The 20,621-nt window shown below is 52.6% G+C and carries 18 protein-coding genes; 9 read left to right on the forward strand and 9 right to left on the reverse strand.

Annotation, left to right across the window (positions count from 1 at the left end; all coding sequences use genetic code 11):
* The first annotated feature begins 292 nt into the window (after window positions 1-292).
* Both K8W53_RS13870 and K8W53_RS13875 read left to right on the forward strand, forming a co-directional pair.
* Entirely contained in the window at window positions 293-1,789 is a 1,497-nt protein-coding gene (locus K8W53_RS13870) for a sodium:solute symporter (RefSeq protein ID WP_000628085.1), read from the forward strand.
* Window positions 1,790-2,074: 285 nt separating this feature from the next.
* Window positions 2,075-2,956, forward strand: coding sequence for a MurR/RpiR family transcriptional regulator (locus tag K8W53_RS13875; RefSeq protein WP_000433673.1), 882 nt, complete (start codon window positions 2,075-2,077; stop codon window positions 2,954-2,956).
* A 105-nt stretch (window positions 2,957-3,061) separates the two neighbouring features.
* Here the strand turns inward: K8W53_RS13875 and phoH are convergent, their stop codons facing one another.
* Window positions 3,062-3,850, reverse strand: a complete 789-nt coding sequence (phoH, locus tag K8W53_RS13880) for a phosphate starvation-inducible protein PhoH (protein ID WP_000533527.1) — start codon at window positions 3,848-3,850, stop codon at window positions 3,062-3,064.
* Between the two features lie 892 nt (window positions 3,851-4,742).
* Window positions 4,743-6,251: a sodium/proline symporter PutP gene (gene putP, locus K8W53_RS13885; protein WP_001018467.1), complete on the reverse strand. Its 1,509-nt coding sequence runs from the start codon at window positions 6,249-6,251 to the stop codon at window positions 4,743-4,745.
* A gap of 421 nt (window positions 6,252-6,672) precedes the next feature.
* Between putP and putA the strand changes: the two genes are divergently transcribed.
* Together putA and K8W53_RS13895 are read left to right on the forward strand one after the other, a co-directional pair.
* Window positions 6,673-10,635 carry a trifunctional transcriptional regulator/proline dehydrogenase/L-glutamate gamma-semialdehyde dehydrogenase gene (gene putA / locus K8W53_RS13890; RefSeq protein WP_052931627.1) on the forward strand — a complete coding sequence of 1,321 codons (3,963 nt, stop codon included), beginning with the start codon at window positions 6,673-6,675 and terminating at the stop codon, window positions 10,633-10,635.
* 58 nt (window positions 10,636-10,693) lie between these two features.
* On the forward strand, window positions 10,694-11,089 hold the full coding sequence (locus K8W53_RS13895) for a lysozyme inhibitor LprI family protein (RefSeq protein ID WP_001648863.1): 396 nt from the start codon (window positions 10,694-10,696) through the stop codon (window positions 11,087-11,089).
* Here the strand turns inward: K8W53_RS13895 and rutR are convergent.
* Both rutR and K8W53_RS13905 read right to left on the reverse strand, forming a co-directional pair.
* Window positions 11,086-11,724, reverse strand: a complete 639-nt coding sequence (gene rutR / locus K8W53_RS13900; RefSeq protein ID WP_001648862.1) for an HTH-type transcriptional regulator RutR — start codon at window positions 11,722-11,724, stop codon at window positions 11,086-11,088. The two genes, K8W53_RS13895 and rutR, sit on opposite strands and share 4 nt — an antisense overlap.
* A gap of 136 nt (window positions 11,725-11,860) precedes the next feature.
* Window positions 11,861-12,028, reverse strand: a complete 168-nt coding sequence (locus tag K8W53_RS13905; protein ID WP_001273663.1) for a general stress protein — start codon at window positions 12,026-12,028, stop codon at window positions 11,861-11,863.
* Window positions 12,029-12,412: 384 nt separating this feature from the next.
* On the opposite strand from K8W53_RS13905, the gene wrbA reads away from it, so the two are divergent.
* Together wrbA and K8W53_RS13915 are read left to right on the forward strand one after the other, a co-directional pair.
* Window positions 12,413-13,009, forward strand: a complete 597-nt coding sequence (gene wrbA, locus K8W53_RS13910) for an NAD(P)H:quinone oxidoreductase (RefSeq protein ID WP_001062898.1) — start codon at window positions 12,413-12,415, stop codon at window positions 13,007-13,009.
* Window positions 13,010-13,029: 20 nt separating this feature from the next.
* Window positions 13,030-13,257: a YccJ family protein gene (locus tag K8W53_RS13915; protein ID WP_001143125.1), complete on the forward strand. Its 228-nt coding sequence runs from the start codon at window positions 13,030-13,032 to the stop codon at window positions 13,255-13,257.
* A 33-nt stretch (window positions 13,258-13,290) separates the two neighbouring features.
* Here K8W53_RS13915 and agp read toward each other — a convergent pair whose 3' ends face one another.
* The 5 genes from agp to K8W53_RS13940 all read right to left on the reverse strand — a co-directional run bounded on the left by agp (window position 13,291) and on the right by K8W53_RS13940 (window position 18,078).
* The gene (gene agp / locus K8W53_RS13920; protein WP_000749201.1) at window positions 13,291-14,532 is read right to left on the reverse strand and encodes a bifunctional glucose-1-phosphatase/inositol phosphatase; all 1,242 of its coding nucleotides are present in this window, start codon (window positions 14,530-14,532) and stop codon (window positions 13,291-13,293) included.
* A gap of 132 nt (window positions 14,533-14,664) precedes the next feature.
* Window positions 14,665-15,171 carry a protein disulfide oxidoreductase gene (locus K8W53_RS13925; protein WP_000907523.1) on the reverse strand — a complete coding sequence of 169 codons (507 nt, stop codon included), beginning with the start codon at window positions 15,169-15,171 and terminating at the stop codon, window positions 14,665-14,667.
* Window positions 15,161-15,784, reverse strand: a complete 624-nt coding sequence (locus K8W53_RS13930; RefSeq protein ID WP_000876690.1) for a DsbA family protein — start codon at window positions 15,782-15,784, stop codon at window positions 15,161-15,163. Before K8W53_RS13930 ends, K8W53_RS13925 begins: the two co-directional genes overlap by 11 nt.
* Window positions 15,781-17,667: a protein-disulfide reductase DsbD family protein gene (locus K8W53_RS13935; protein WP_052939331.1), complete on the reverse strand. Its 1,887-nt coding sequence runs from the start codon at window positions 17,665-17,667 to the stop codon at window positions 15,781-15,783. Before K8W53_RS13935 ends, K8W53_RS13930 begins: the two co-directional genes overlap by 4 nt.
* 48 nt (window positions 17,668-17,715) lie before the next feature.
* Window positions 17,716-18,078, reverse strand: a complete 363-nt coding sequence (locus K8W53_RS13940; RefSeq protein ID WP_001118902.1) for a copper resistance protein — start codon at window positions 18,076-18,078, stop codon at window positions 17,716-17,718.
* A 235-nt stretch (window positions 18,079-18,313) separates the two neighbouring features.
* Between K8W53_RS13940 and cbpA the strand changes: the two genes are divergently transcribed.
* The 3 genes from cbpA (at window position 18,314) to K8W53_RS13955 (ending at window position 20,555) form a co-directional block, all read left to right on the forward strand.
* Window positions 18,314-19,234, forward strand: coding sequence for a curved DNA-binding protein (cbpA, locus tag K8W53_RS13945; protein ID WP_000420603.1), 921 nt, complete (start codon window positions 18,314-18,316; stop codon window positions 19,232-19,234).
* Window positions 19,234-19,539 carry a chaperone modulator CbpM gene (cbpM, locus tag K8W53_RS13950; RefSeq protein WP_001284251.1) on the forward strand — a complete coding sequence of 102 codons (306 nt, stop codon included), beginning with the start codon at window positions 19,234-19,236 and terminating at the stop codon, window positions 19,537-19,539. The genes cbpA and cbpM overlap by 1 nt, the downstream gene beginning before the upstream one ends.
* A gap of 653 nt (window positions 19,540-20,192) precedes the next feature.
* Complete coding sequence (locus K8W53_RS13955) at window positions 20,193-20,555, forward strand: anti-adapter protein IraM (RefSeq protein WP_001537781.1); 363 nt, start codon at window positions 20,193-20,195, stop codon at window positions 20,553-20,555.
* Window positions 20,556-20,621 lie beyond the last annotated feature (66 nt).

A 20,621-nucleotide genomic window follows, 5' to 3' on the forward strand; every position in this document is an offset into this window, starting at 1 on the left:
GTATGTCTCAGAGAATAATCCGACGTTAATAATGCTATCGGCAAATACGATACCCAGGCCTGAAGCCTGTTTGAACGCAATATCGGATAGCTGCTATTTCAGGTATCCGGCAGGACATACGTCTTGGCATCAGGAGCATAAATGCTCTGCCTTTTACATCTCATGATTAGCGTCATTGAGATTAACAAAAACTATTACTTGATCTGAATATCGTATCGTCTGAATGATGGGAAGATAAAAATACACAGACGATGACCGCAACTCTACTCAAAACCATAAGCAGGAAAGAACTATGATTACACATTCTTTCGGCATCGTTAATTATCTTGTATTATTTGGCTACCTCCTGGCCATGATGTTAGTCGGTGTCTATTTTTCCAGACGGCAAAAAACAGCAGACGATTATTTTCGCGGTGGTGGCCGGGTTCCTGGTTGGGCGGCTGGGGTCAGTGTATTTGCTACTACGTTAAGCTCAATTACATTTATGTCAATTCCTGCCAAAGCGTTTACTTCCGACTGGACGTTTATCATTGGTCAGTATCTGGCTATCGCAATTTTACCGCTGGTTTTTTATTTCTATATTCCGTTTTTTCGGAAATTGAAAGTCACATCAGCCTATGAATATCTCGAAGCACGGTTCGATGTGCGCTGCCGTCTATTCGCCAGCATGTCATTTATGTTGTTTCATATCGGACGTATCGCCATTATCACTTTCCTCACCGTGCTGGCCTTGCGCCCCTTCATCGCTATAGACCCGGTGATTTTGGTACTGTTGATTAGCGTGATGTGTATCATTTATACCTGGATGGGGGGAATTGAAGGAGTAATATGGACTGATGTTATTCAAGGCCTCTTACTTTCTGGCAGCGCGATACTGATTTTTATAGTGATATGTCTCAAAGTCCAGGGCGGCATTGGTGAAATTTTTACGGTGACGCAGCAGGCGGATAAATTCTTTCCGGCTACGCAGTTCCACTGGAGCTGGACGGAAAGCACAGTACCTGTATTGATGATTGGTTTTCTGTTTGCCAATATTCAGCAATTTACTGCCAGTCAGGATGTGGTCCAACGCTATATCGTGACTGACTCCATAGAGGAAACGAAGAAAACATTACTTACAAATGCCAAACTGGTTGCTGTGATCCCTGTTTTCTTTTTTGCTATCGGCTCGGCATTGTTTGTCTACTATCAGCAACATCCACAATTATTACCGGCGGGATTCAACACTGGCGGCATTTTACCCTTATTCGTGGTCACCGAAATGCCAGTCGGCATTGCAGGGTTGATAATCGCCGCTATTTTCGCTGCTGCGCAGTCCAGTATCTCCAGCAGCTTAAACAGCATTTCCAGTTGTTTTAATTCCGATATCTATCAGCGTTTGAGTCATAAAAAAAGAACGCCTGAAAACCGTATGAAAATAGCTAAGTTAGTTATTCTGGTCGCGGGCCTGATAAGTAGCGCGGCCTCGGTATGGCTGGTCATGGCCGATGAATCAGAAATCTGGGATGCATTTAATAGTCTGATAGGTCTGATGGGAGGGCCAATGACCGGTCTGTTCATGCTGGGCATTTTCTTTAAACGAGCAAATGCCGGGAGTGCGGTTTTAGGAATTATTATCAGCGTCATTACCGTGCTGGGCGCACGCTATGCCACTGACCTTAACTTCTTCTTTTATGGGGTCATTGGCTCGCTAAGCGTGGTGATCAGCGGCGTTATTTTCGCCCCGTTATTTGCCCCGGCACCGCCATTGACGCTGGATGAAAAACCTGAACCAAAGGTGACATTATGATTTCATGATACCACGCTATACCGACACAGCACACGGTGACGCCAACGCGCGGGGCGACAATACCGGGCCAGATATAAACCATCCGTCAGATGGCGCGCTATAAACACCGTAAGAGCAAACAGATTACTCTCCAGTGATGTTCTGTCATAAGTTGGCAACGCGATGTAAATATTCCCCCTCCTTTACTTACATCGCGCTTTTTTTCATGCCGCAGACTTGATAGGCTCTGCTCTGTTCGATATTGCAGGCTTTGTGCCGCAATCAGCCCTCAAGAGCAGGAACTATATGGAGCCTCAACCCCCACGTCTTAAACCCGGAAAAATCCTTGACACTCTGGGTGCTATGCAAAAAAGCCTGACACGTGCCTCCCAGCGTATTGCGCAATATATTTTAGCCTTCCCCAGACAGGTGACACAGTCATCTATTGCCGATTTGTCGCGCGACACACAGGCCGGAGAAGCCACGGTTATTCGCTTTTGTCGCACCCTGGGCTATAAAGGTTTTCAGGATTTTAAAATGGACCTGGCCATTGAACTTGCCACTACCGAGTCTGATGACAGTAGTCCTCTACTGGATGCCGAAGTTAGCGAATCCGACGATGCCCACGCCATTGGTTTAAAATTGCAGAACACCATTAGTAATGTATTATCTGAAACGCTAAATCTGCTTGATATGCAACAGGTTCTCGGTGTCGTGGACGCCCTACGTCACTGTCACTCAGTTTATATCTTTGGTGTGGGCTCATCGGGGATCACGGCGCTGGATATGAAACACAAGCTAATGCGTATTGGTTTACGGGGCGATGCGGTAAGCAATAACCATTTTATGTACATGCAGGCTACGCTATTAAAAGCAGGCGATGTCGCGATGGGTGTCAGTCACTCGGGCACATCGCCAGAAACAGTGCATTCACTCCGATTGGCCCGACAGGCTGGCGCCACCACAGTCGCCATTACCCATAATCTGGGTTCTCCATTATGTGAAGAGGCCGATTTTTGCCTGATCAATGGTAATCGGCAAGGAATGTTGCAGGGTGACTCGATCGGTACGAAAGCCGCGCAGCTTTTCGTCTTTGACCTGCTCTATACCCTTCTTGTACAGTCCTCGCCGGAACAGGCCCGAGAAAGCAAATTACGGACAATGAATGCCCTGGACATGACAAAATAATTCCCTTCACGTACAGGCGTCATTTTCCTTTTTTGTCCATGAGTCTGCTGGACGCTTTATAGACAACAAAGCCCGGTCTCCCGGGCTCTGAAAGTCAATGCTATATTAGCTGTATGCGTGAAGCGTTCGCTGACAAAGCGCCGAGCGCACGCAGTCGTCTTTGTTGAAATGCACAATCCCTACCATTTCATCTTCTTCAAAGCGTTCCAACGCATCGCTCAACCCGGAACGCACGCCGCGCGGCAGGTCGCATTGCGTAATATCGCCATTGACAATGACCGTGACATTTTCGCCTAGTCGCGTCAAAAACATTTTCATTTGCGCCGCAGTCACATTTTGCGCCTCGTCGAGGATCACGACCGCATTTTCAAAAGTACGCCCACGCATATAGGCGAACGGGGCAATTTCTACCTTACCGATTTCCGGGCGCAAACAATATTGCATAAAGGACGCGCCCAACCGTTTAAGCAGGACATCGTAGACGGGCCGAAAATAAGGCGCGAATTTTTCAGCGATATCACCGGGCAAAAAACCAAGATCTTCATCAGCCTGCAATACCGGACGCGTCACAATGATCCTCTCGACGTCCTTATGAATCAATGCTTCTGCCGCCTTTGCCGCACTGATCCATGTTTTTCCGCAGCCGGCTTCGCCGGTCGCAAAAATAAGCTGTTTACTGTCGATAGCGTTCAGATAATGCGCCTGTGCTTCATTTCGCGCCTTAACAGGAGAGGTATCGCGACTATCGCGCGCCATGCCAATGGCTTCTACTCCGCCCATCTGTACCAGTGACGTGACCGATTCTTCTTCACGTTGCTTATGACTACGCGAATCTCGTCTCAACACACGCTTTGCTTCACGACGAGCTTTGATCACTGCTTTTTGTCTTCCCATGGATAGCACCTTGAGTTGTAGGTATACATCACCCGCGTTCTCTTGAACGCGATTATGCGCACACACATCTGAGGGTTGGCTTCCTTGTAAGCCTTAGCTTGCTTTTTGAAACGACGCCACACACGGCTACGCGCACCACATATGACGTCATGGGTATGGACAGTAAGAGAAATGATGAGAGCTTTTAAGGTGACAAGACCACCACCGGAGAGAGAATGTCCGTACAGGGTGTTGTAACTACTGTAAACAATGTGTCCTGGTGCGGACATTACCATTCGCGATCTCCATAGTGAGTGACCATCACTGCCGGGGAACTACCGCTATTACTACTAAGTACAACACAAAACACCAATAATGCAACAATATATTCACCAAGTATTAACCAAACATTATTGCCTCATTGTCAGTCTCTTACAGAAAGATTACACGATTATTTCATCGGCAGGAGACTAAAAAAGATAATCATTAGCTACTGCGGGAATTAATGGTGAAACTACCCATAAGTCATTGAATATTCAACATATAAAAGGTTAAAATGGAGTAATTAACGTATCCTCTCTCCCATCACTAAAACGGCATTATTTATGCAAAATTTTGTGCGGCATACTTACGCGAGTAACGCTGACTCGTTTTAATTTTTGTCATTACCCTATTGCGTCAAGGCTATTGGTACCATTAACAGGCGATTTCATATATGGCCAGTTAGTGATTACTAGAGACGTATTACGCCCGCGTTAACGGCGCTCAAGGGCTAAAAATAGTTTGAGAGTGCGTCCTCATTTACCTGAACATCTTCAGTCAATCGGTCCGGGACTTATCAGAGGACCAGGCAGGCGTATAACGCCGCCTGGTAAAATATGTCCGATGGCAATAATGCTATCGGACATGTCGGTTATTCCGCCTGTAGCTTCGACGGCGGCGCGGAATGATAATGCGCGTCCGCTTTTGCAAAGCGTTCCTGCATCGCTGCTGTCGGCGCTTTGCCAAGCAGGCTAAAGATTACGATCCCCAGGCTGCCGAAAATGAAGCCAGGGATGATCTCATACAGATCCAGCCAACCATATTGTTTCCAGACGATAACCGTCACCGCGCCAATAATCATTCCCGCCAGCGCGCCGTTACGTGTCATACGCGACCACATCACAGAAAACAGGACAACAGGTCCAAATGCCGCGCCGAATCCAGCCCAGGCGTAGCTCACCAGCCCCAGCACACGGTTATCGGGGTTCGCCGCCAGCGCAATGGCGATCAGCGCTACCACCAGCACCATCACTCGCCCTACCCATACCAACTCTTGCTGGCTGGCGCTTTTACGCAGAAAAGCCTTATATAAATCTTCTGTAATCGCGCTGGAGCATACCAGCAACTGACAGCTCAACGTCGACATCACCGCCGCCAGGATAGCAGACAGCAGAACACCGGCAATCCACGGGTTAAACAGGATCTGCGCCAGTTCAATAAATACGCGTTCTGAGTTTTGGTTCACCGCCCCGGCCAGCGCGGGGTTATTGTTAAAGTACGCAATGCCAAAGAAGCCCACCGCCACCGCGCCCGCCAGACACAGAATCATCCAGGTCATACTGATACGACGCGCATGAACAATACTGTGATGGGAATCCGCCGCCATAAAGCGCGCCAGGATATGCGGCTGACCGAAGTAACCCAGTCCCCAGCCCATCAGAGAAATAATAGCGACAAAATTCAGCCCCTTGAGCATGTCGACATTCTCGATGCTCTTTTGCTTGATCACCTCCAGCGACTCGCTAAAACCGCCTACGCCGACAATAACCATCACCGGCGTCAGGATTAACGCAAAAATCATCAGGCTGGCCTGAACGGTATCCGTCCAGCTAACGGCAAGAAACCCGCCGATAAAGGTATAAATAATGGTTGCCGCGGCCCCCGCCCACAGTGCGGTTTCATAGCTCATACCGAAGGTGCTTTCGAACAGTCGTGCCCCAGCGACAATACCTGATGCGCAATAGATAGTGAAAAACAGCAGAATGACCAGCGCGGAAATAATACGCAGGACTCGGCTCTTATCCTCAAACCGACCGGTAAAATAGTCCGGCAGCGTGAGCGCGTTATTGTTAAATTCGGTATGCACGCGCAGGCGCCCGGCCACCAGCTTCCAGTTAATCCATGCGCCTAACGTCAGGCCAATGGCGATCCAGCTTTCAGAGATCCCCGACAGAAAGATAGCGCCAGGCAGCCCCATTAACAGCCAGCCGCTCATATCCGACGCGCCGGCTGATAAAGCCGTAACAAACGGCCCCAGGCTGCGACCGCCAAGAATATAGTCATCAAAGTTTTTGGTTGAGCGCCAGGCGATAAACCCAATCAATATCATGCCAAAAATATAGACACAGAATGTCACCAACATCGGTGTGCTAATAGCCATCAAGGTTCTCCAAATTTATTTATTGGCACTACCGTAGCGTGCCGTTTTGTACCCTGCCGGAACGTGGCAAGGGTGTTATGTTTACCAGGGCGACCGTATCCTGCCGGAAGCGGTGGTTATTCACAATCGATTTAACACACCATTTACATCAAATTTGATTGCAGAGGGATACTATTTTTCTCCAGGTTGCACTCTCTCACATTTTTTGCGGTTGCACCTTTTAAAAGTGTTAACTACCGCAGAGAAAATAAATCCAGATGGTTTTCCCCGTCAGACTCCCCCTTTCTTTTTTTAACAATTTATTCATTTTTAAGCTTGCAACGCAGGTCACATTTAACGCGGTTGCACAAAGTTGCAACATAGTGGATATTTTCCACTAACTATTGGTTAGCAGATAGAGCGAATAACAGGAGTAGAGGGTATGGGAACCACCACGATGGGGGTTAAGCTGGACGACGCCACGCGCGAACGGATCAAAATGGCCGCGTCGCGTATCGATCGCACGCCGCACTGGTTAATAAAACAGGCAATCTTTAGCTATCTGGACAAGCTGGAAAATAGCGATACGCTACCGGAGCTACCTGCGCTGTTTGCCGGCGCGGCAAATGAAAGCGAGGAGCCGGTCGCGCCGCAGGATGAGCCGCATCAGCCCTTTCTGGAGTTTGCCGAACAGATTCTTCCCCAATCCGTCTCTCGCGCCGCCATCACTGCCGCCTGGCGCCGCCCGGAAACCGATGCGGTGTCAATGCTAGTGGAACAGGCGCGCCTGTCGCCGCCTGTCGCTGAGCAGGCGCATAAACTGGCGTATCAACTGGCGGAGAAATTGCGCAATCAAAAATCCGCCAGCGGTCGCGCGGGTATGGTGCAAGGCCTGTTGCAGGAGTTTTCCCTCTCTTCGCAAGAAGGCGTAGCGCTGATGTGTCTGGCGGAAGCGCTGCTGCGTATTCCCGACAAAGCTACGCGCGATGCGTTAATTCGCGACAAAATCAGTAATGGCAACTGGCAGTCGCATATTGGCCGTAGCCCGTCGCTGTTTGTAAACGCCGCCACCTGGGGGCTGCTCTTTACCGGCCGACTGGTCTCAACACATAACGAAGCCAATCTTTCACGCTCGCTGAACCGCATTATCGGCAAGAGCGGCGAACCGTTAATCCGCAAAGGCGTCGACATGGCGATGCGTTTAATGGGCGAGCAGTTCGTGACTGGCGAAACCATTGCTCAGGCGCTGGCGAATGCCCGAAAACTGGAAGAGAAAGGGTTCCGCTATTCTTACGATATGCTGGGCGAAGCCGCGTTAACCGCCGCCGATGCGCAGGCCTATATGGTTTCTTACCAGCAAGCGATTCATGCCATCGGCAAAGCGTCTAACGGTCGCGGTATTTACGAAGGGCCAGGCATCTCGATTAAGCTGTCCGCCCTGCATCCACGCTATAGTCGCGCGCAATACGATCGGGTAATGGAGGAGCTTTATCCACGCCTGAAATCCCTGACGCTGCTGGCGCGCCAGTACGACATTGGTCTCAATATCGACGCCGAAGAGGCGGATCGTCTGGAGATCTCGCTCGATCTGCTGGAAAAACTCTGCTTCGAACCCGAACTGGCGGGCTGGAACGGCATTGGCTTTGTGATCCAGGCTTATCAAAAACGCTGCCCGCTGGTCATTGATTATTTAGTCGATCTGGCCTCCCGTAGCCGCCGTCGGCTGATGATTCGTCTGGTGAAAGGCGCCTACTGGGATAGCGAGATCAAACGCGCGCAAATGGAAGGGCTGGAGGGCTATCCGGTTTATACCCGCAAAGTGTATACCGATGTCTCTTATCTGGCCTGCGCGAAAAAACTGCTCGCCGTCCCTAATCTGATCTACCCGCAGTTCGCGACCCATAACGCACACACACTGGCGGCGATTTATCATCTGGCCGGGCAAAATTACTATCCGGGTCAGTACGAATTCCAGTGCCTGCACGGCATGGGCGAACCGCTGTATGAACAGGTCACCGGTAAAGTGGCGGACGGAAAACTTAACCGTCCCTGCCGTATTTACGCGCCGGTGGGAACGCACGAAACCCTGCTGGCCTATCTGGTACGACGCCTGCTGGAAAACGGTGCCAACACCTCTTTTGTCAACCGCATCGCCGATGCCACCCTACCGCTCGATGAACTGGTGGCCGACCCGGTCGAGGCCGTGGAAAAACTGGCGCAGCAGGAAGGTCAGGCTGGCATACCGCATCCGAAAATTCCGCTGCCGCGCGATCTGTACGGCGAAGGTCGGATAAACTCCGCCGGACTTGATTTAGCGAATGAACATCGCCTCGCCTCGCTTTCTTCTGCCCTGTTAAGCAACGCCATGCAGAAATGGCAGGCCAAACCTGTGCTGGAACAACCGGTGGCCGACGGTGAGATGACGCCGGTTATCAACCCGGCGGAACCGAAAGATATTGTCGGCTGGGGACGCGAAGCGACAGAAAGCGAGGTTGAACAGGCATTGCAAAACGCGGTCAATCAGGCGCCGGTTTGGTTTGCGACGCCGCCGCAAGAACGCGCCGCCATTTTGCAGCGGGCGGCGGTATTAATGGAAGACCAAATGCAACAGTTGATTGGCCTGTTGGTGCGCGAAGCGGGGAAAACGTTCAGCAACGCCATTGCCGAAGTGCGCGAAGCGGTAGACTTCCTCCATTATTATGCCGGTCAAGTGCGTGACGATTTCGATAACGAAACGCATCGCCCGTTAGGGCCGGTAGTCTGCATCAGTCCGTGGAACTTCCCGCTGGCCATTTTCACCGGCCAAATCGCCGCCGCGCTGGCGGCAGGTAACAGCGTTCTGGCGAAACCGGCAGAGCAGACATCGCTGATTGCCGCCCAGGGCATTGCTATTTTGCTGGAAGCGGGCGTACCACCGGGCGTCGTGCAACTGTTACCAGGACGGGGAGAAACCGTCGGCGCCCAGCTTACCGCCGATGCGCGTGTACGCGGCGTGATGTTTACCGGCTCCACGGAGGTCGCGACGTTGTTGCAGCGCAACATCGCCACGCGTCTTGACGCCCAGGGCCGCCCTATTCCGTTGATTGCGGAAACCGGCGGTATGAACGCTATGATTGTCGACTCTTCCGCGCTCACCGAGCAGGTGGTCGTGGATGTGCTGGCTTCCGCTTTCGACAGCGCCGGACAACGCTGTTCCGCACTCCGCGTGCTGTGTTTGCAGGACGATATCGCCGAACATACGCTGAAAATGTTACGCGGCGCGATGGCGGAGTGTCGGATGGGGAATCCAGGCCGTCTGACGACCGATATCGGGCCGGTGATCGATAGCGAGGCCAAAGCCAACATTGAACGTCATATCCAGACGATGCGCGCCAAAGGCCGCCCGGTTTTCCAGGCCGCGCGTGAAAACAGCGATGACGCGCAGGAATGGCAGACCGGTACGTTTGTTATGCCCACGCTTATTGAGCTGGAAAACTTCGCAGAACTGGAAAAAGAGGTCTTCGGGCCCGTGCTGCACGTCGTGCGTTATAACCGTAACCAACTGGCGGAGCTTATCGAACAGATTAACGCTTCCGGCTACGGGCTAACGCTGGGCGTACATACCCGTATTGATGAAACCATTGCGCAAGTCACCGGTTCCGCCCATGTCGGCAACCTGTACGTTAACCGTAATATGGTGGGCGCGGTCGTCGGCGTCCAGCCGTTTGGCGGCGAAGGCCTGTCCGGCACCGGGCCAAAAGCGGGAGGGCCGCTCTATCTCTACCGCCTGCTGGCACACCGCCCGCCCAATGCGCTCAATACGACGCTGACTCGTCAGGATGCGCGTTACCCGGTGGATGCGCAGCTTAAAACCACGCTACTCGCGCCGTTGACCGCTCTGACGCAATGGGCGGCGGATCGCCCGGCGCTACAGACGCTCTGCCGACAATTCGCCGATCTGGCGCAGGCCGGCACGCAGCGCCTGCTACCGGGGCCGACCGGCGAGCGTAATACCTGGACGCTGTTGCCGCGTGAACGGGTATTATGCCTGGCTGATGACGAACAGGACGCGTTGACGCAGCTTGCCGCCGTTCTCGCCGTCGGCAGTCAGGCGCTATGGTCAGACGACGCCTTCCACCGCGATCTGGCGAAACGTCTCCCCGCCGCCGTTGCGGCGCGTGTCCAGTTTGCGAAAGCGGAAACGCTGATGGCGCAGCCGTTTGACGCAGTGATTTTCCACGGCGACTCCGACAAGCTGCGGACCGTGTGCGAAGCCGTCGCCGCCCGCGAAGGCGCGATAGTGTCGGTACAGGGGTTCGCCCGCGGCGAAAGCAATATACTGCTGGAACGGCTCTATATTGAACGTTCGCTGAGCGTAAACACTGCCGCCGCTGGCGGTAATGCCAGCCTGATGACAATTGGCTAATACTGTGGTTAATTAAGGCTCCGTCAATGGAGCCTTTTTACTCGCGTCAGAGGACCGTATGAAACGAATTTTCCTTACCTGCGCGGCGTTGTTGTTCAGCAGTCAGGCGTTGGCCGATGAGTGTGCCAGCGCCAATACGCAGCTGGAAATGAATCGCTGCGCCGCCGCGCAATACCAGGCGGCAGATAAAAAGCTGAACGAAACCTATCAAAGCGCGATTAAGCGTGCGCAACCGCCGCAGCGCGAGCTGTTGCAAAAAGCGCAGGTGGCATGGATTGCACTGCGGGACGCCGATTGCGCTCTGATTCGCTCAGGTACGGAGGGCGGCAGCGTGCAACCCATGATCGCCAGCCAGTGCCTGACCGATAAAACGAACGAACGCGAAGCGTTTTTAGCCTCGCTGCTGCAATGTGAAGAGGGTGATTTGAGCTGCCCACTGCCGCCAGCCGGTTAACGCACGCGAATCCCTTCAATAATAATGCGCTGAACGCTTTCGACCGTTTGGTTAAAAAAGGCTTCATCGCGAAGCGTCGCGCCGGTTACCGCCTCAACCTGAGGGGCAAAATCGGCGTAATGTTGCGTGGCGGCCCAAATTATGAAGATCAAATGGTGCGGGGAAATGGGCGCCAGTTTCCCGCTGTGCACCCATCCGGCAATCAGCGCGGATTTTTCATCTATCAACGCTTTTAGATCGCCGGTCAGTTCCTCCATTAAGAGCGGCGCGCCCGCCAGCATCTCCATGCAGAAGAGCCGCGACGCCTGCGGATAATCACGCGAAACCTCCAGCTTGAGACGGATATACTCTTTGATGGCCTCCAGAGGGGAAAATTCTGCGCGAAACGCCTTGAGCGGCGCCAGCCAGACATCCAGGATCTGTCGCATTACCGCGACATACAGCGCCTCTTTCGAGGGATAATAATAAAGCAGATTGGTTTTGGAGACGCCTGCCCGCTCGGCGACCTGCTCAAGACGCGCGCCATGAATGCCATACTGGGAAAAAACAGCAAGCGCGGCGGTTAAGATAAGCTGCCGTTTTGCACCGGTGGCCTGCGAGCGTTTCCCGATTTTCTTCTCTGTGCGTTGCGACATGCGCCCTCTCCTTTTTGTCAGGACGCAAGCATACCAAATCCGGCTTATAAACAAAAAAACCGCCGGAAATCCGGCGGCGGTGGCGCATGACGCTTTTTAGCGCGAAACGCTCAGCGTCTTGCTGTTGTGACGCAGGCTAGCTATTACGGTTACTGCTTTTGCCCCCTTTTTTGCCTGCTTCGGATGCACGCTGCGGGTCATTCTTAAAATTGCCCCCGCTGTGCTGACCACCTTTACGACCTGCTTCTGATGCTCTTTCGCGGTCTTCCGCAAAATTACCGGAACCGCCACGATGGTTTGCCATTACTGACCTCCGTCATAGATTAGACATCATATTGCATAGGTAATGAGGAGTATCTCCTCGCGCCGCGTATGAACGATATCATCAGTAACGCCGCGTAACATTAAGCATAGTGAAAAACGCCGTGGTAGGCCGCTTACCGAAATATTCTGCAACATCGGAAGCCGAATATGCAGAATAATAACCATGAGAAATAAATAAGTTATTCTTATACTTGGAAAAATCAAAGCGCTTAAAAATGTATCATTTTGCAACAAAGGTCGCCAAATTAATTATTGTTATAAATCAAAGAAATGGCGCTGAAATTTGCACTCTTCACAGGAGAGCATATCTTTAAATAGACGTAGCGAATCGCTACACACCTGATTAATCTGAGGAGTAGTACAAATGGCAAAGATTCTGGTGCTCTATTATTCCATGTACGGACACATTGAAACCATGGCGCACGCGGTGGCGGAAGGGGCAAAGAAAGTCGACGGCGCAGAGGTCATTATAAAGCGTGTGCCAGAAACAATGCCGCCTGAAATCTTCGCAAAAGCTGGCGGTAAAACGCAAAACGCACCGGTTGCCACCCCACAGGAGCTGGCGGATTACGATGCCATTATTTTTGGTACGCCAACCCGGTTTGGCAATATGTCAGGCCAGATGCGTACCTTCCTGGACCAAACCGGCGGACTGTGGGCATCCGGCGCGCTATACGGCAAGCTCGGCAGCGTGTTCAGTTCTACCGGAACGGGCGGCGGCCAGGAGCAGACGATCACCTCGACCTGGACTACGCTTGCCCATCATGGGATGGTGATTGTCCCGATAGGCTATGCCGCACAGGAACTGTTTGACGTCTCCCAGGTTCGCGGCGGCACGCCTTACGGCGCAACGACTATCGCCGGAGGCGACGGTTCGCGTCAACCAAGCCAGGAGGAACTCTCTATCGCTCGCTATCAGGGGGAATACGTCGCCGGTCTGGCAGTCAAACTCAACGGCTAATCTTCAACAGGAGGATTCGAATGCCAACTCAAGAAGCAAAAGCGCACCGCGTCGGCGAATGGGCAAGCCTGCGTAATACGTCGCCGGAAATTGCCGAAGCCATTTTTGAAGTCGCTCACTATGACGAGAAACTGGCAGAAAAAATATGGGAAGAAGGTAGCGATGAGGTGCTGATCAAAGCCTTTGAGAAAACGGACAAAGACTCGCTCTTCTGGGGCGAACAAATCATCGAACGTAAGAACGTATAACACAAACGCCCCCGCCTGCGCGGGGGCATACGGCTATTTTGCGGCAGTGTTCATGACGTTATCGAACTTATCCAGCGGACAGAAGCCGTTCGCATCCACCGGACATCCTTTCAGTTCCAGGGTTACCCTTTGCGCGGGCGATTTGAGCGTTAACGCTTCCGCATTGCGTAACTGCCGGGCGCTCTGGTAGACATACTCGATTTTCATCAAATCCCGGTTAGCGTTGCCGTCATGCCAGCGTTGGAAGACAAGCTGGCCGCCAATCGGCGTTCTCTCATACTGGTCATGGAGCTGATAGGGTTTAAAATCCAGCGCCGTCAGCAGCGACGCGATATTGGAGTCATGCCCCACCAGCACGGTAACCTTCGGCGCGCTAACGCGATCGGCAACCAGCACCTTATCGATATATTTCACCAGCGGCGCAGCGACATTGCGCGCCACCGTGGGTGAGGTAAACAGGCTGTCCTGGTAGCCGTTTTTCAGTTTTGACAGCACCTTCCACTGCCGATCGGTGTGGATGCCGCCCCAGGCGACCTGATCCATCGGAAACCCTTCGTAATATTGCAGGGTAAACGCATCCACCAGCGAGTTCCCTACTTTCAGCGGCCCCTGCACGCCAGGCTCTTGCTGATAGTTCGCGCTGAAGGTATCTTTCGCGTCGATTAGCGAACACTGATGCTTCTCTTTGCAGGACGGCGAGTCCTGATAATGCGTTATCTGCTCAAGCAGTTTATAACTCTCATCAAGATGTAGCTGACTACGCGCCTTTTCCATCGCCTGTACGGCCTGTTGCCGGAACGCGGCGGAATCATCGGTAATCACCGGATTGAAGGTAGGGTCCATAGTGCCCATTTTTTCCTGATGATGAACAGGAATATCACAGCCGGGGAAAGCGCCGGTAATGAAAAATTGCGCGGTGGCGACGGTGCGCTGCAAACTATTCGCATAGGCATATACCGTGTCGGGCGCCGGACATTCTCCCGACGGTATCAGCCCCTGCGCGACCAGCCATTCACGTGTGTAGTGTCCCATATAGACTTCCAGCACGCCGCCTTTCGTCGTCAGTTGCCCGCCGGGAACGTCCCACGCCGGCCAGGCGTTCGGCGTCGACTGCGCCAGTACGCTGCCATTATTCGCCAGCGGCGCCCGCAGATTATGGCGGCTCATCATCAGCACCTGTTGTAATTGATAACCCTCCGGCGTTGTCTGCGCCTGTACGGCGGATGACAACAAAACAGCCCCTGCCACAGCAACAGCGAGTAATGATTTTTTCATCCCTATGACCTCTTGTTGTTATCAAATCGTTCTGAGTGTGACAGAAATGGATCATTTTTCCGGGAACGATTTCGCAAAACGGGGGTTTTTCTTACAGTAAACGCGTTAGCGCCGGGAAACCCCGGCGCATATTCAGAACGTTTTTGCCCACCATAGCCGAAGCTTCATGCCCCAGTAGCTGGTCCAGCCGCTGGTGGTGAACACAACCCGACCTTGTGAAACCACCACCAGCGTTGGCGTCACGCTGATTTCCCAGCCAGCGGATAAGGCGCCGTTAGCATCATTGACGACCGGGAAGTCAACGCCCTTGCGCGCCAGCCAGCGGGCAACCTCAGCGTCATCGCCGGAGCGGAGCGCAACGGTCATGACGTTTTCCCCTTCCGCCGCCAGGCGAGCGACCGCAGGCGTAGTAAAGCGGCATACCCCGCACCAGCTGGCCCAAAAATAGAGCAGTACGGGGCGTTCTTCGCTCAATGTCGCCAGAGTTGTCGACTCTCCCGTCAGCGTATGTAACGGTGTCGCGGCAAACGCCGGAGGCGCCTGCGGCGCGCGCCAGACGTCCATGACCACCATTATCGCGATGAGGAGCGCCAGAAAAACCGCGGCTTCACGCAGCCAACGCCGCAGTTTACCCGCCATTGGCAGCCGCCAGTTTTTCTTTCACCACCGCTTCCAGCGTATCCCAGGGCACCGCGCCCGGAATCAGCTCGTCGCCAATGATCGTCGCTGGCGTTCCTTGCACGCCGACCAGCCTTGCCAACTGCAAATTAGTGCGTATCGTTTCCATGCTTTTTTCATCCAGCGTCACTGGCGTAGCCCCTGCTTTCTGCTGGGCCTGTTTAATACTGTCATCCGTATGGTAACCGCGCTTTTGCATGAGTTTTTCATGTAGCGCGAGGAACTGTTGCGGATGCTCGCGCCAGGTGGTCAGCGCAATACGCGCCGCCAATACGGAACTCTCTCCTTTGAATGGCAGCGGTTTAATAATGACCGCAACGTCAGGATATTTCTGCACAATCTTTTCCAGCATCGGATCAAGCTGTTTGCAGTACGGGCAGTTGTAATCCGTAAAGTTCACCAGCGTCAGCTTAGGGTGTTTAGCGCCTATCCGCGGGCTGGCAGGATCGTTAAACAACGCCGCATGGATCAGATTTTCAATCTGCTTTTCCTGATCCGGCGTAAAAGGGGCGGTTTCTTGCGCGATGCTCAGCGTCGAAAACAGCGCCAGCAGCAAAACAATCATGTATTTCATTGGGTTATTCCTTTCGCTTTTTTCAACGTTTGTAATACCGCATCGCGGGTCAGCAAAGTGGGCAATGCCTCCCCTTCCGGCAAGCCGGGGCCATATACCTGATTAAACGGCACGGCGACCTGGCCACGCGTTTTCAGAAAATCTGTAATGGCATCGGACGGCAGCGTCCAGTCTCCCCGCAGCGCCACAACATCCGGCTGTTGCAAGGCAGCCTGTACATCCTCTTTTTGCAGGACGTTGTATTTATTCACTTTACAGGTAATACACCAGTCCGCAGTGACATCGACAAATACCCGCTTATGCTGCGCCAGCGCCGACTGGATTGCCTGTTCACTCAACGGTTGCCACTGAACCGTGTCTTGCGCGCTCTTTGACGCAGTGAAGCCGAAATGCGGCAGGAGTAACGTCGCCAGCCAGATAGCCGACCCCAGCATCATCAGACCGAGGATCCTGCGCAGGACATTCATCCAACGCCCGGGGCGCGGTAAACGTAGCGCAAGCCCTGGTCGTATCGCGACCAGTAGCCACGGCGCGCTCATCCCCAGGCCTAGCGCAAGGAACAGCCCCCACAGCGTCGGCAACGACGCCGTGAGCGCCACGGCGACCGCCGTGCCCAGAAACGGCGCGCTACAAGGCGTCGCCAGCAGCGTGGCGAATGCCCCCTGCCAGAAATGTCCCGACATACCGTTACCACCGTAAGTGGCCAGTTTCGTGGTCATAGATGAGGGAAGCCTGAACTCAAAAAGCCCGAACAGGCTGGCGCTAAACAACAACATCACCAGCGCCATAAAACCAATAAACCATGCATTCTGGAACTGAACTCCCCAGGCCAGCGCATGGTTTGACAGGCGAAGGAGGGTCATAAACGCCGCCAGCGCCATAAATGACGCAATGATACCGGCGACCGAAGCCAAAAATTGTCGCCTGATGTGAGAGCGGCTTTTTTCCTCTACCAATAAAATAGAGCCAAGTTTCATGCCCAGAACCGGCAGTACGCAGGGCATTAAATTAAGAAGCAGTCCGCCGATCAGCGCCATCATTACAACTTGCCAGAAAGGTAGCGCCGCATTGTCCGGCGTTTGCGCTGGCGCAGCGCCAATGGTTTGCGTGCTTTCCTGGGCGATAGCGCCATCGGCTAACACGAGGGTCAGCGATTTGTTGCGCAAATCGGGCGCCTTTTCGCCCCAACTGTCCGTCACCGGCACCGTCGCCTGTAACCTGTCGCCCTCTACGCGCAGGCGAGGCTTCGCAAAATCGACGTCATCTACGGTGTCAAGATAGAGCCCGGGCGATGACCAGCCCGCCGCTCGCGTAGCAGTGACCACCAGTTCTCCCGGGCGATAGCCGACGTCAAGCGAGTCCGTTAGTCCACTGCGGAGCGGAATTTTACCCATCGCCCGCGCATAGTCATGGGCAAAATCGGCATTCTGCACAGTAGGCGTCACGGAAAAGGGGTAATCGGTCAACAGACAAACATTGCTGCAGGTTGATAACGTCAACACGCCGCTCAAGGTCGCGGGCGGCGTACCGCGCACGATCATCGGAAAGGTCACCTCGTCGTGATATCCCTGGGTGGTGATATTCGCCACATCAAAGCGCGAGGGGGTTGGCCAGAACCAGCTTACCTCAGGCATGTCGCCTTTCCAGGCGATAGAGGGCGCCACGCCCCCTTCCCCCGGCGCGCGCCAGTAGGTTTTCCAGCCGTTTTCCAGTTTGACATCCAGCAACAGCCGGGTCTCACCGTTAGCGGACGTATCGGCACGTAGCCGTATACTGGCATGGTCGTTATCGGGCGAGCGCAGCCAGCCGCTTTCCGCCGCCCAGGAGACGGGCAGCCAAAGCCATAACAGGCAGAACAGTATCCGCCTGAATAAAATCATCATATTTTTTCTCCGTGAATGAGTAATTAACCGTTAGTAATAACCGGTCTGTCATTCACGGAAGACACAAAATCGTAGATGTACCCGTAATGTGGGCGGCGAAATAGCCCGTGGAGGCGAAAACGGCAGGCGCATGACCCGGACAGGCGCCAGTAAGGAAAGCAGTAGACAAAGCGCAAGGATAGCGCCTTCAAAGAGTACCGGAGGCGCCGCCAGCAGCGACTTGGCGCTTAATTCACAGGGAGTGACCGGCGAGCCGTCATCTGTCGAGGAGGGAGCGCTGACCACCGCAGCAGAGGCCGTCGCCTGCATCTGCAAGGCGTGCAGGCCCGCCATGCGTTGCGCGGTACAAACCATTACCACGACACATGCAAGGCAAAGAAACCACCAGCCCATCCGTTGTTGTTTCGCCATTGCGCCCTCACTGTTTAACGCGAGTTATCTTAGCCACTGGCGCGGTTTTGGCAACCTTTCCCCTGTAAAGTTATGTCGGCGCGCTGCGCAACCTTCTGATAGTCGAACAACGTAATTTATTCTTACTAATGATATAACTGGTGTTTTCATACGCACTTTTCAGGTTTACCCTACACTTAGTGGAGAAACCTTTTTGGGGTCCCTTCTGTATGTATTGATTTAGCGAGATGATGCTATGGAACTTAAGGATTATTACGCCATTATGGGCGTGAAACCGACGGATGATCTCAAGACGATTAAGACCGCCTATCGCCGACTGGCCCGCAAGTACCATCCAGATGTCAGCAAAGAACCCGATGCCGAAGCCCGTTTCAAAGAGGTTGCTGAAGCATGGGAAGTGCTGAGTGATGAGCAACGGCGCGCCGAGTATGACCAGTTATGGCAACACCGTAACGATCCACAATTTAATCGCCAGTTCCAGCAACACGAAGGCCAGCCGTATAACGCCGAAGATTTTGATGATATTTTCTCGTCTATTTTTGGTCAGCACGGTCGCCATTCGCACCACCGCCACGCCGCACGCGGTCATGATATCGAAATTGAAGTGGCGGTATTCCTGGAAGAAACGCTGGAAGAGCACCAGCGTACGATTAGCTATTCCGTCCCCGTTTATAACGCGTTCGGCCTGGTGGAGCGGGAAATTCCCAAAACATTGAATGTGAAAATCCCGGCTGGCGTCAGCAACGGGCAACGAATCAGACTGAAAGGCCAGGGCACGCCGGGGGAAAACGGCGGACCTAATGGCGATTTATGGCTCGTTATCCATATTGCCCCGCATCCGCTCTTTGATATCGTCAATCAGGATCTGGAAGTCGTCCTTCCGCTTGCCCCATGGGAGGCGGCGCTCGGCGCTAAGGTGTCTGTGCCAACGCTTAAAGAGCGTATTTTGCTGACCATTCCCCCCGGCAGCCAGGCTGGTCAGCGGCTGCGTATCAAAGGAAAAGGATTAGCCAGTAAAAAGCACACTGGCGATCTCTATGCCATCATCAAAATCGTTATGCCGCCGAAACCTGACGAGAAAACAGCTGCCCTGTGGCAACAACTGGCGGACGCGCAGTCGTCCTTTGACCCACGCCAGCAATGGGGGAAAGCATAATGGCTAACATCACTGTCACCTTTACCATCACCGAATTTTGTTTGCACACCGGCGTGACGGAAGAGGAGCTAAACGAAATCGTCGGACTTGGCGTAATTGAGCCTTACGAAGACGATAACGCCGACTGGCAATTCGACGATCGCGCAGCGAGCGTGGTACAACGCGCGCTACGCTTACGCGAGGAGCTGGCGCTCGACTGGCCTGGGATCGCGGTCGCGTTAACGCTGCTGGAAGAGAATTCACGGCTGCGCGAAGAAAACCGGTTACTGCTGCAACGCCTTTCTCGCTTTATCTCGCATCCCTAATCCACGATAAAGGCAATAAACCGAGGGTGGGCTTTCTGCCCACCCCGGATTTACATGCACCCGGTATAATACCAGAATGCCTCTGACATACTTCCCCCAACGGAAGAAATATAGCCTTTCACCGCGCACAACCCGATCAACGAACCGCCAATGTCAGCCATTAATGCGCCATTGCGAAGATCATCGTTTAAATAAAGACCAGCCACACGTTCACATTTTTTAGATACGTCGGTTATTTTTACACGTTAGCGATCATTTATTGCCTGAAGAATATATTCTTTCACTGTTTTGTACTCTCTGGTTGATACGTACCTTCTCCCTGTCAATGCCGGGTAAAATGTACCGCTGCGCTTACAGGTTGCGGTATTTATAAATAAGAAATACAACAGTCACTTACAGTTTAATAATTGAGCGTTATAACATCCACTACCGCCCAATATTTACACCACGCCTAAAATACAAAAATGTAATAGAATGTAAACAAAATAAGAGCATAAAATAAATAACTTATTAAAAAATCAATATAAATAGAGTGGTCAATAAAAAACGATCGTTTTCAACGAGTTATGTTTCTCAGATTTTCATCTATCCTGAATAGGCTTGCGGAAAATGTAATTTACACCATTGACTATTTCACTTAAAAGGTTTCTGTAATGGAATGGAAGGTCGTTGATACAGTTATAAGTCCCTCTACCGGAGTGTCGTTCTCATGCATACATAGCCTAAAAAATCTTAGATTGACCTTATGGTATCAGGCAGATGTTTACATGCCTCCAGGTAGCATTATCATCCCCTTTAATAAGGGGGTCTTAATAAACGATAAACTTTATCCCGTTACTGTTTACAACGTTACCAGGTTTAATCCTGTTCTATGGAAATCGCTTAAAGAAAATAGCCACTGTCCTGGTAACTGCAATCCTAAACCAGAAGCCTGCAGTTATCCTTTCGAGTGTCTGGTATCCGTTTGTCCATTTGGTTTAACCAGAAATATTCAAATAGATAATAAGAAAGTTTAGGAAATAAAGTATGCATTAGCCATACTACTGATTAAGTGTATTCGCGCACGTTTGCAGTATTTTGCA

Origin of the sequence: Salmonella sp. A29-2 (genome assembly GCF_020150755.1) — a bacterium.
Taxonomy (GTDB): Bacteria; Pseudomonadota; Gammaproteobacteria; order Enterobacterales; family Enterobacteriaceae; genus Salmonella; species Salmonella enterica.

What these genes read in the sequence shown, in the direction of transcription:
- K8W53_RS13870 (WP_000628085.1), top strand. Translation starts at nt 293, where the DNA reads ATGATTACACATTCTTTCGGCATCGTTAATTATCTTGTATTATTTGGC.
- K8W53_RS13875 (WP_000433673.1), top strand. Translation starts at nt 2,075, where the DNA reads ATGGAGCCTCAACCCCCACGTCTTAAACCCGGAAAAATCCTTGACACT.
- phoH (WP_000533527.1), bottom strand. Translation starts at nt 3,850, where the DNA reads ATGGGAAGACAAAAAGCAGTGATCAAAGCTCGTCGTGAAGCAAAGCGT.
- putP (WP_001018467.1), bottom strand. Translation starts at nt 6,251, where the DNA reads ATGGCTATTAGCACACCGATGTTGGTGACATTCTGTGTCTATATTTTT.
- putA (WP_052931627.1), top strand. Translation starts at nt 6,673, where the DNA reads ATGGGAACCACCACGATGGGGGTTAAGCTGGACGACGCCACGCGCGAA.
- K8W53_RS13895 (WP_001648863.1), top strand. Translation starts at nt 10,694, where the DNA reads ATGAAACGAATTTTCCTTACCTGCGCGGCGTTGTTGTTCAGCAGTCAG.
- rutR (WP_001648862.1), bottom strand. Translation starts at nt 11,724, where the DNA reads ATGTCGCAACGCACAGAGAAGAAAATCGGGAAACGCTCGCAGGCCACC.
- K8W53_RS13905 (WP_001273663.1), bottom strand. Translation starts at nt 12,028, where the DNA reads ATGGCAAACCATCGTGGCGGTTCCGGTAATTTTGCGGAAGACCGCGAA.
- wrbA (WP_001062898.1), top strand. Translation starts at nt 12,413, where the DNA reads ATGGCAAAGATTCTGGTGCTCTATTATTCCATGTACGGACACATTGAA.
- K8W53_RS13915 (WP_001143125.1), top strand. Translation starts at nt 13,030, where the DNA reads ATGCCAACTCAAGAAGCAAAAGCGCACCGCGTCGGCGAATGGGCAAGC.
- agp (WP_000749201.1), bottom strand. Translation starts at nt 14,532, where the DNA reads ATGAAAAAATCATTACTCGCTGTTGCTGTGGCAGGGGCTGTTTTGTTG.
- K8W53_RS13925 (WP_000907523.1), bottom strand. Translation starts at nt 15,171, where the DNA reads ATGGCGGGTAAACTGCGGCGTTGGCTGCGTGAAGCCGCGGTTTTTCTG.
- K8W53_RS13930 (WP_000876690.1), bottom strand. Translation starts at nt 15,784, where the DNA reads ATGAAATACATGATTGTTTTGCTGCTGGCGCTGTTTTCGACGCTGAGC.
- K8W53_RS13935 (WP_052939331.1), bottom strand. Translation starts at nt 17,667, where the DNA reads ATGATGATTTTATTCAGGCGGATACTGTTCTGCCTGTTATGGCTTTGG.
- K8W53_RS13940 (WP_001118902.1), bottom strand. Translation starts at nt 18,078, where the DNA reads ATGGCGAAACAACAACGGATGGGCTGGTGGTTTCTTTGCCTTGCATGT.
- cbpA (WP_000420603.1), top strand. Translation starts at nt 18,314, where the DNA reads ATGGAACTTAAGGATTATTACGCCATTATGGGCGTGAAACCGACGGAT.
- cbpM (WP_001284251.1), top strand. Translation starts at nt 19,234, where the DNA reads ATGGCTAACATCACTGTCACCTTTACCATCACCGAATTTTGTTTGCAC.
- K8W53_RS13955 (WP_001537781.1), top strand. Translation starts at nt 20,193, where the DNA reads ATGGAATGGAAGGTCGTTGATACAGTTATAAGTCCCTCTACCGGAGTG.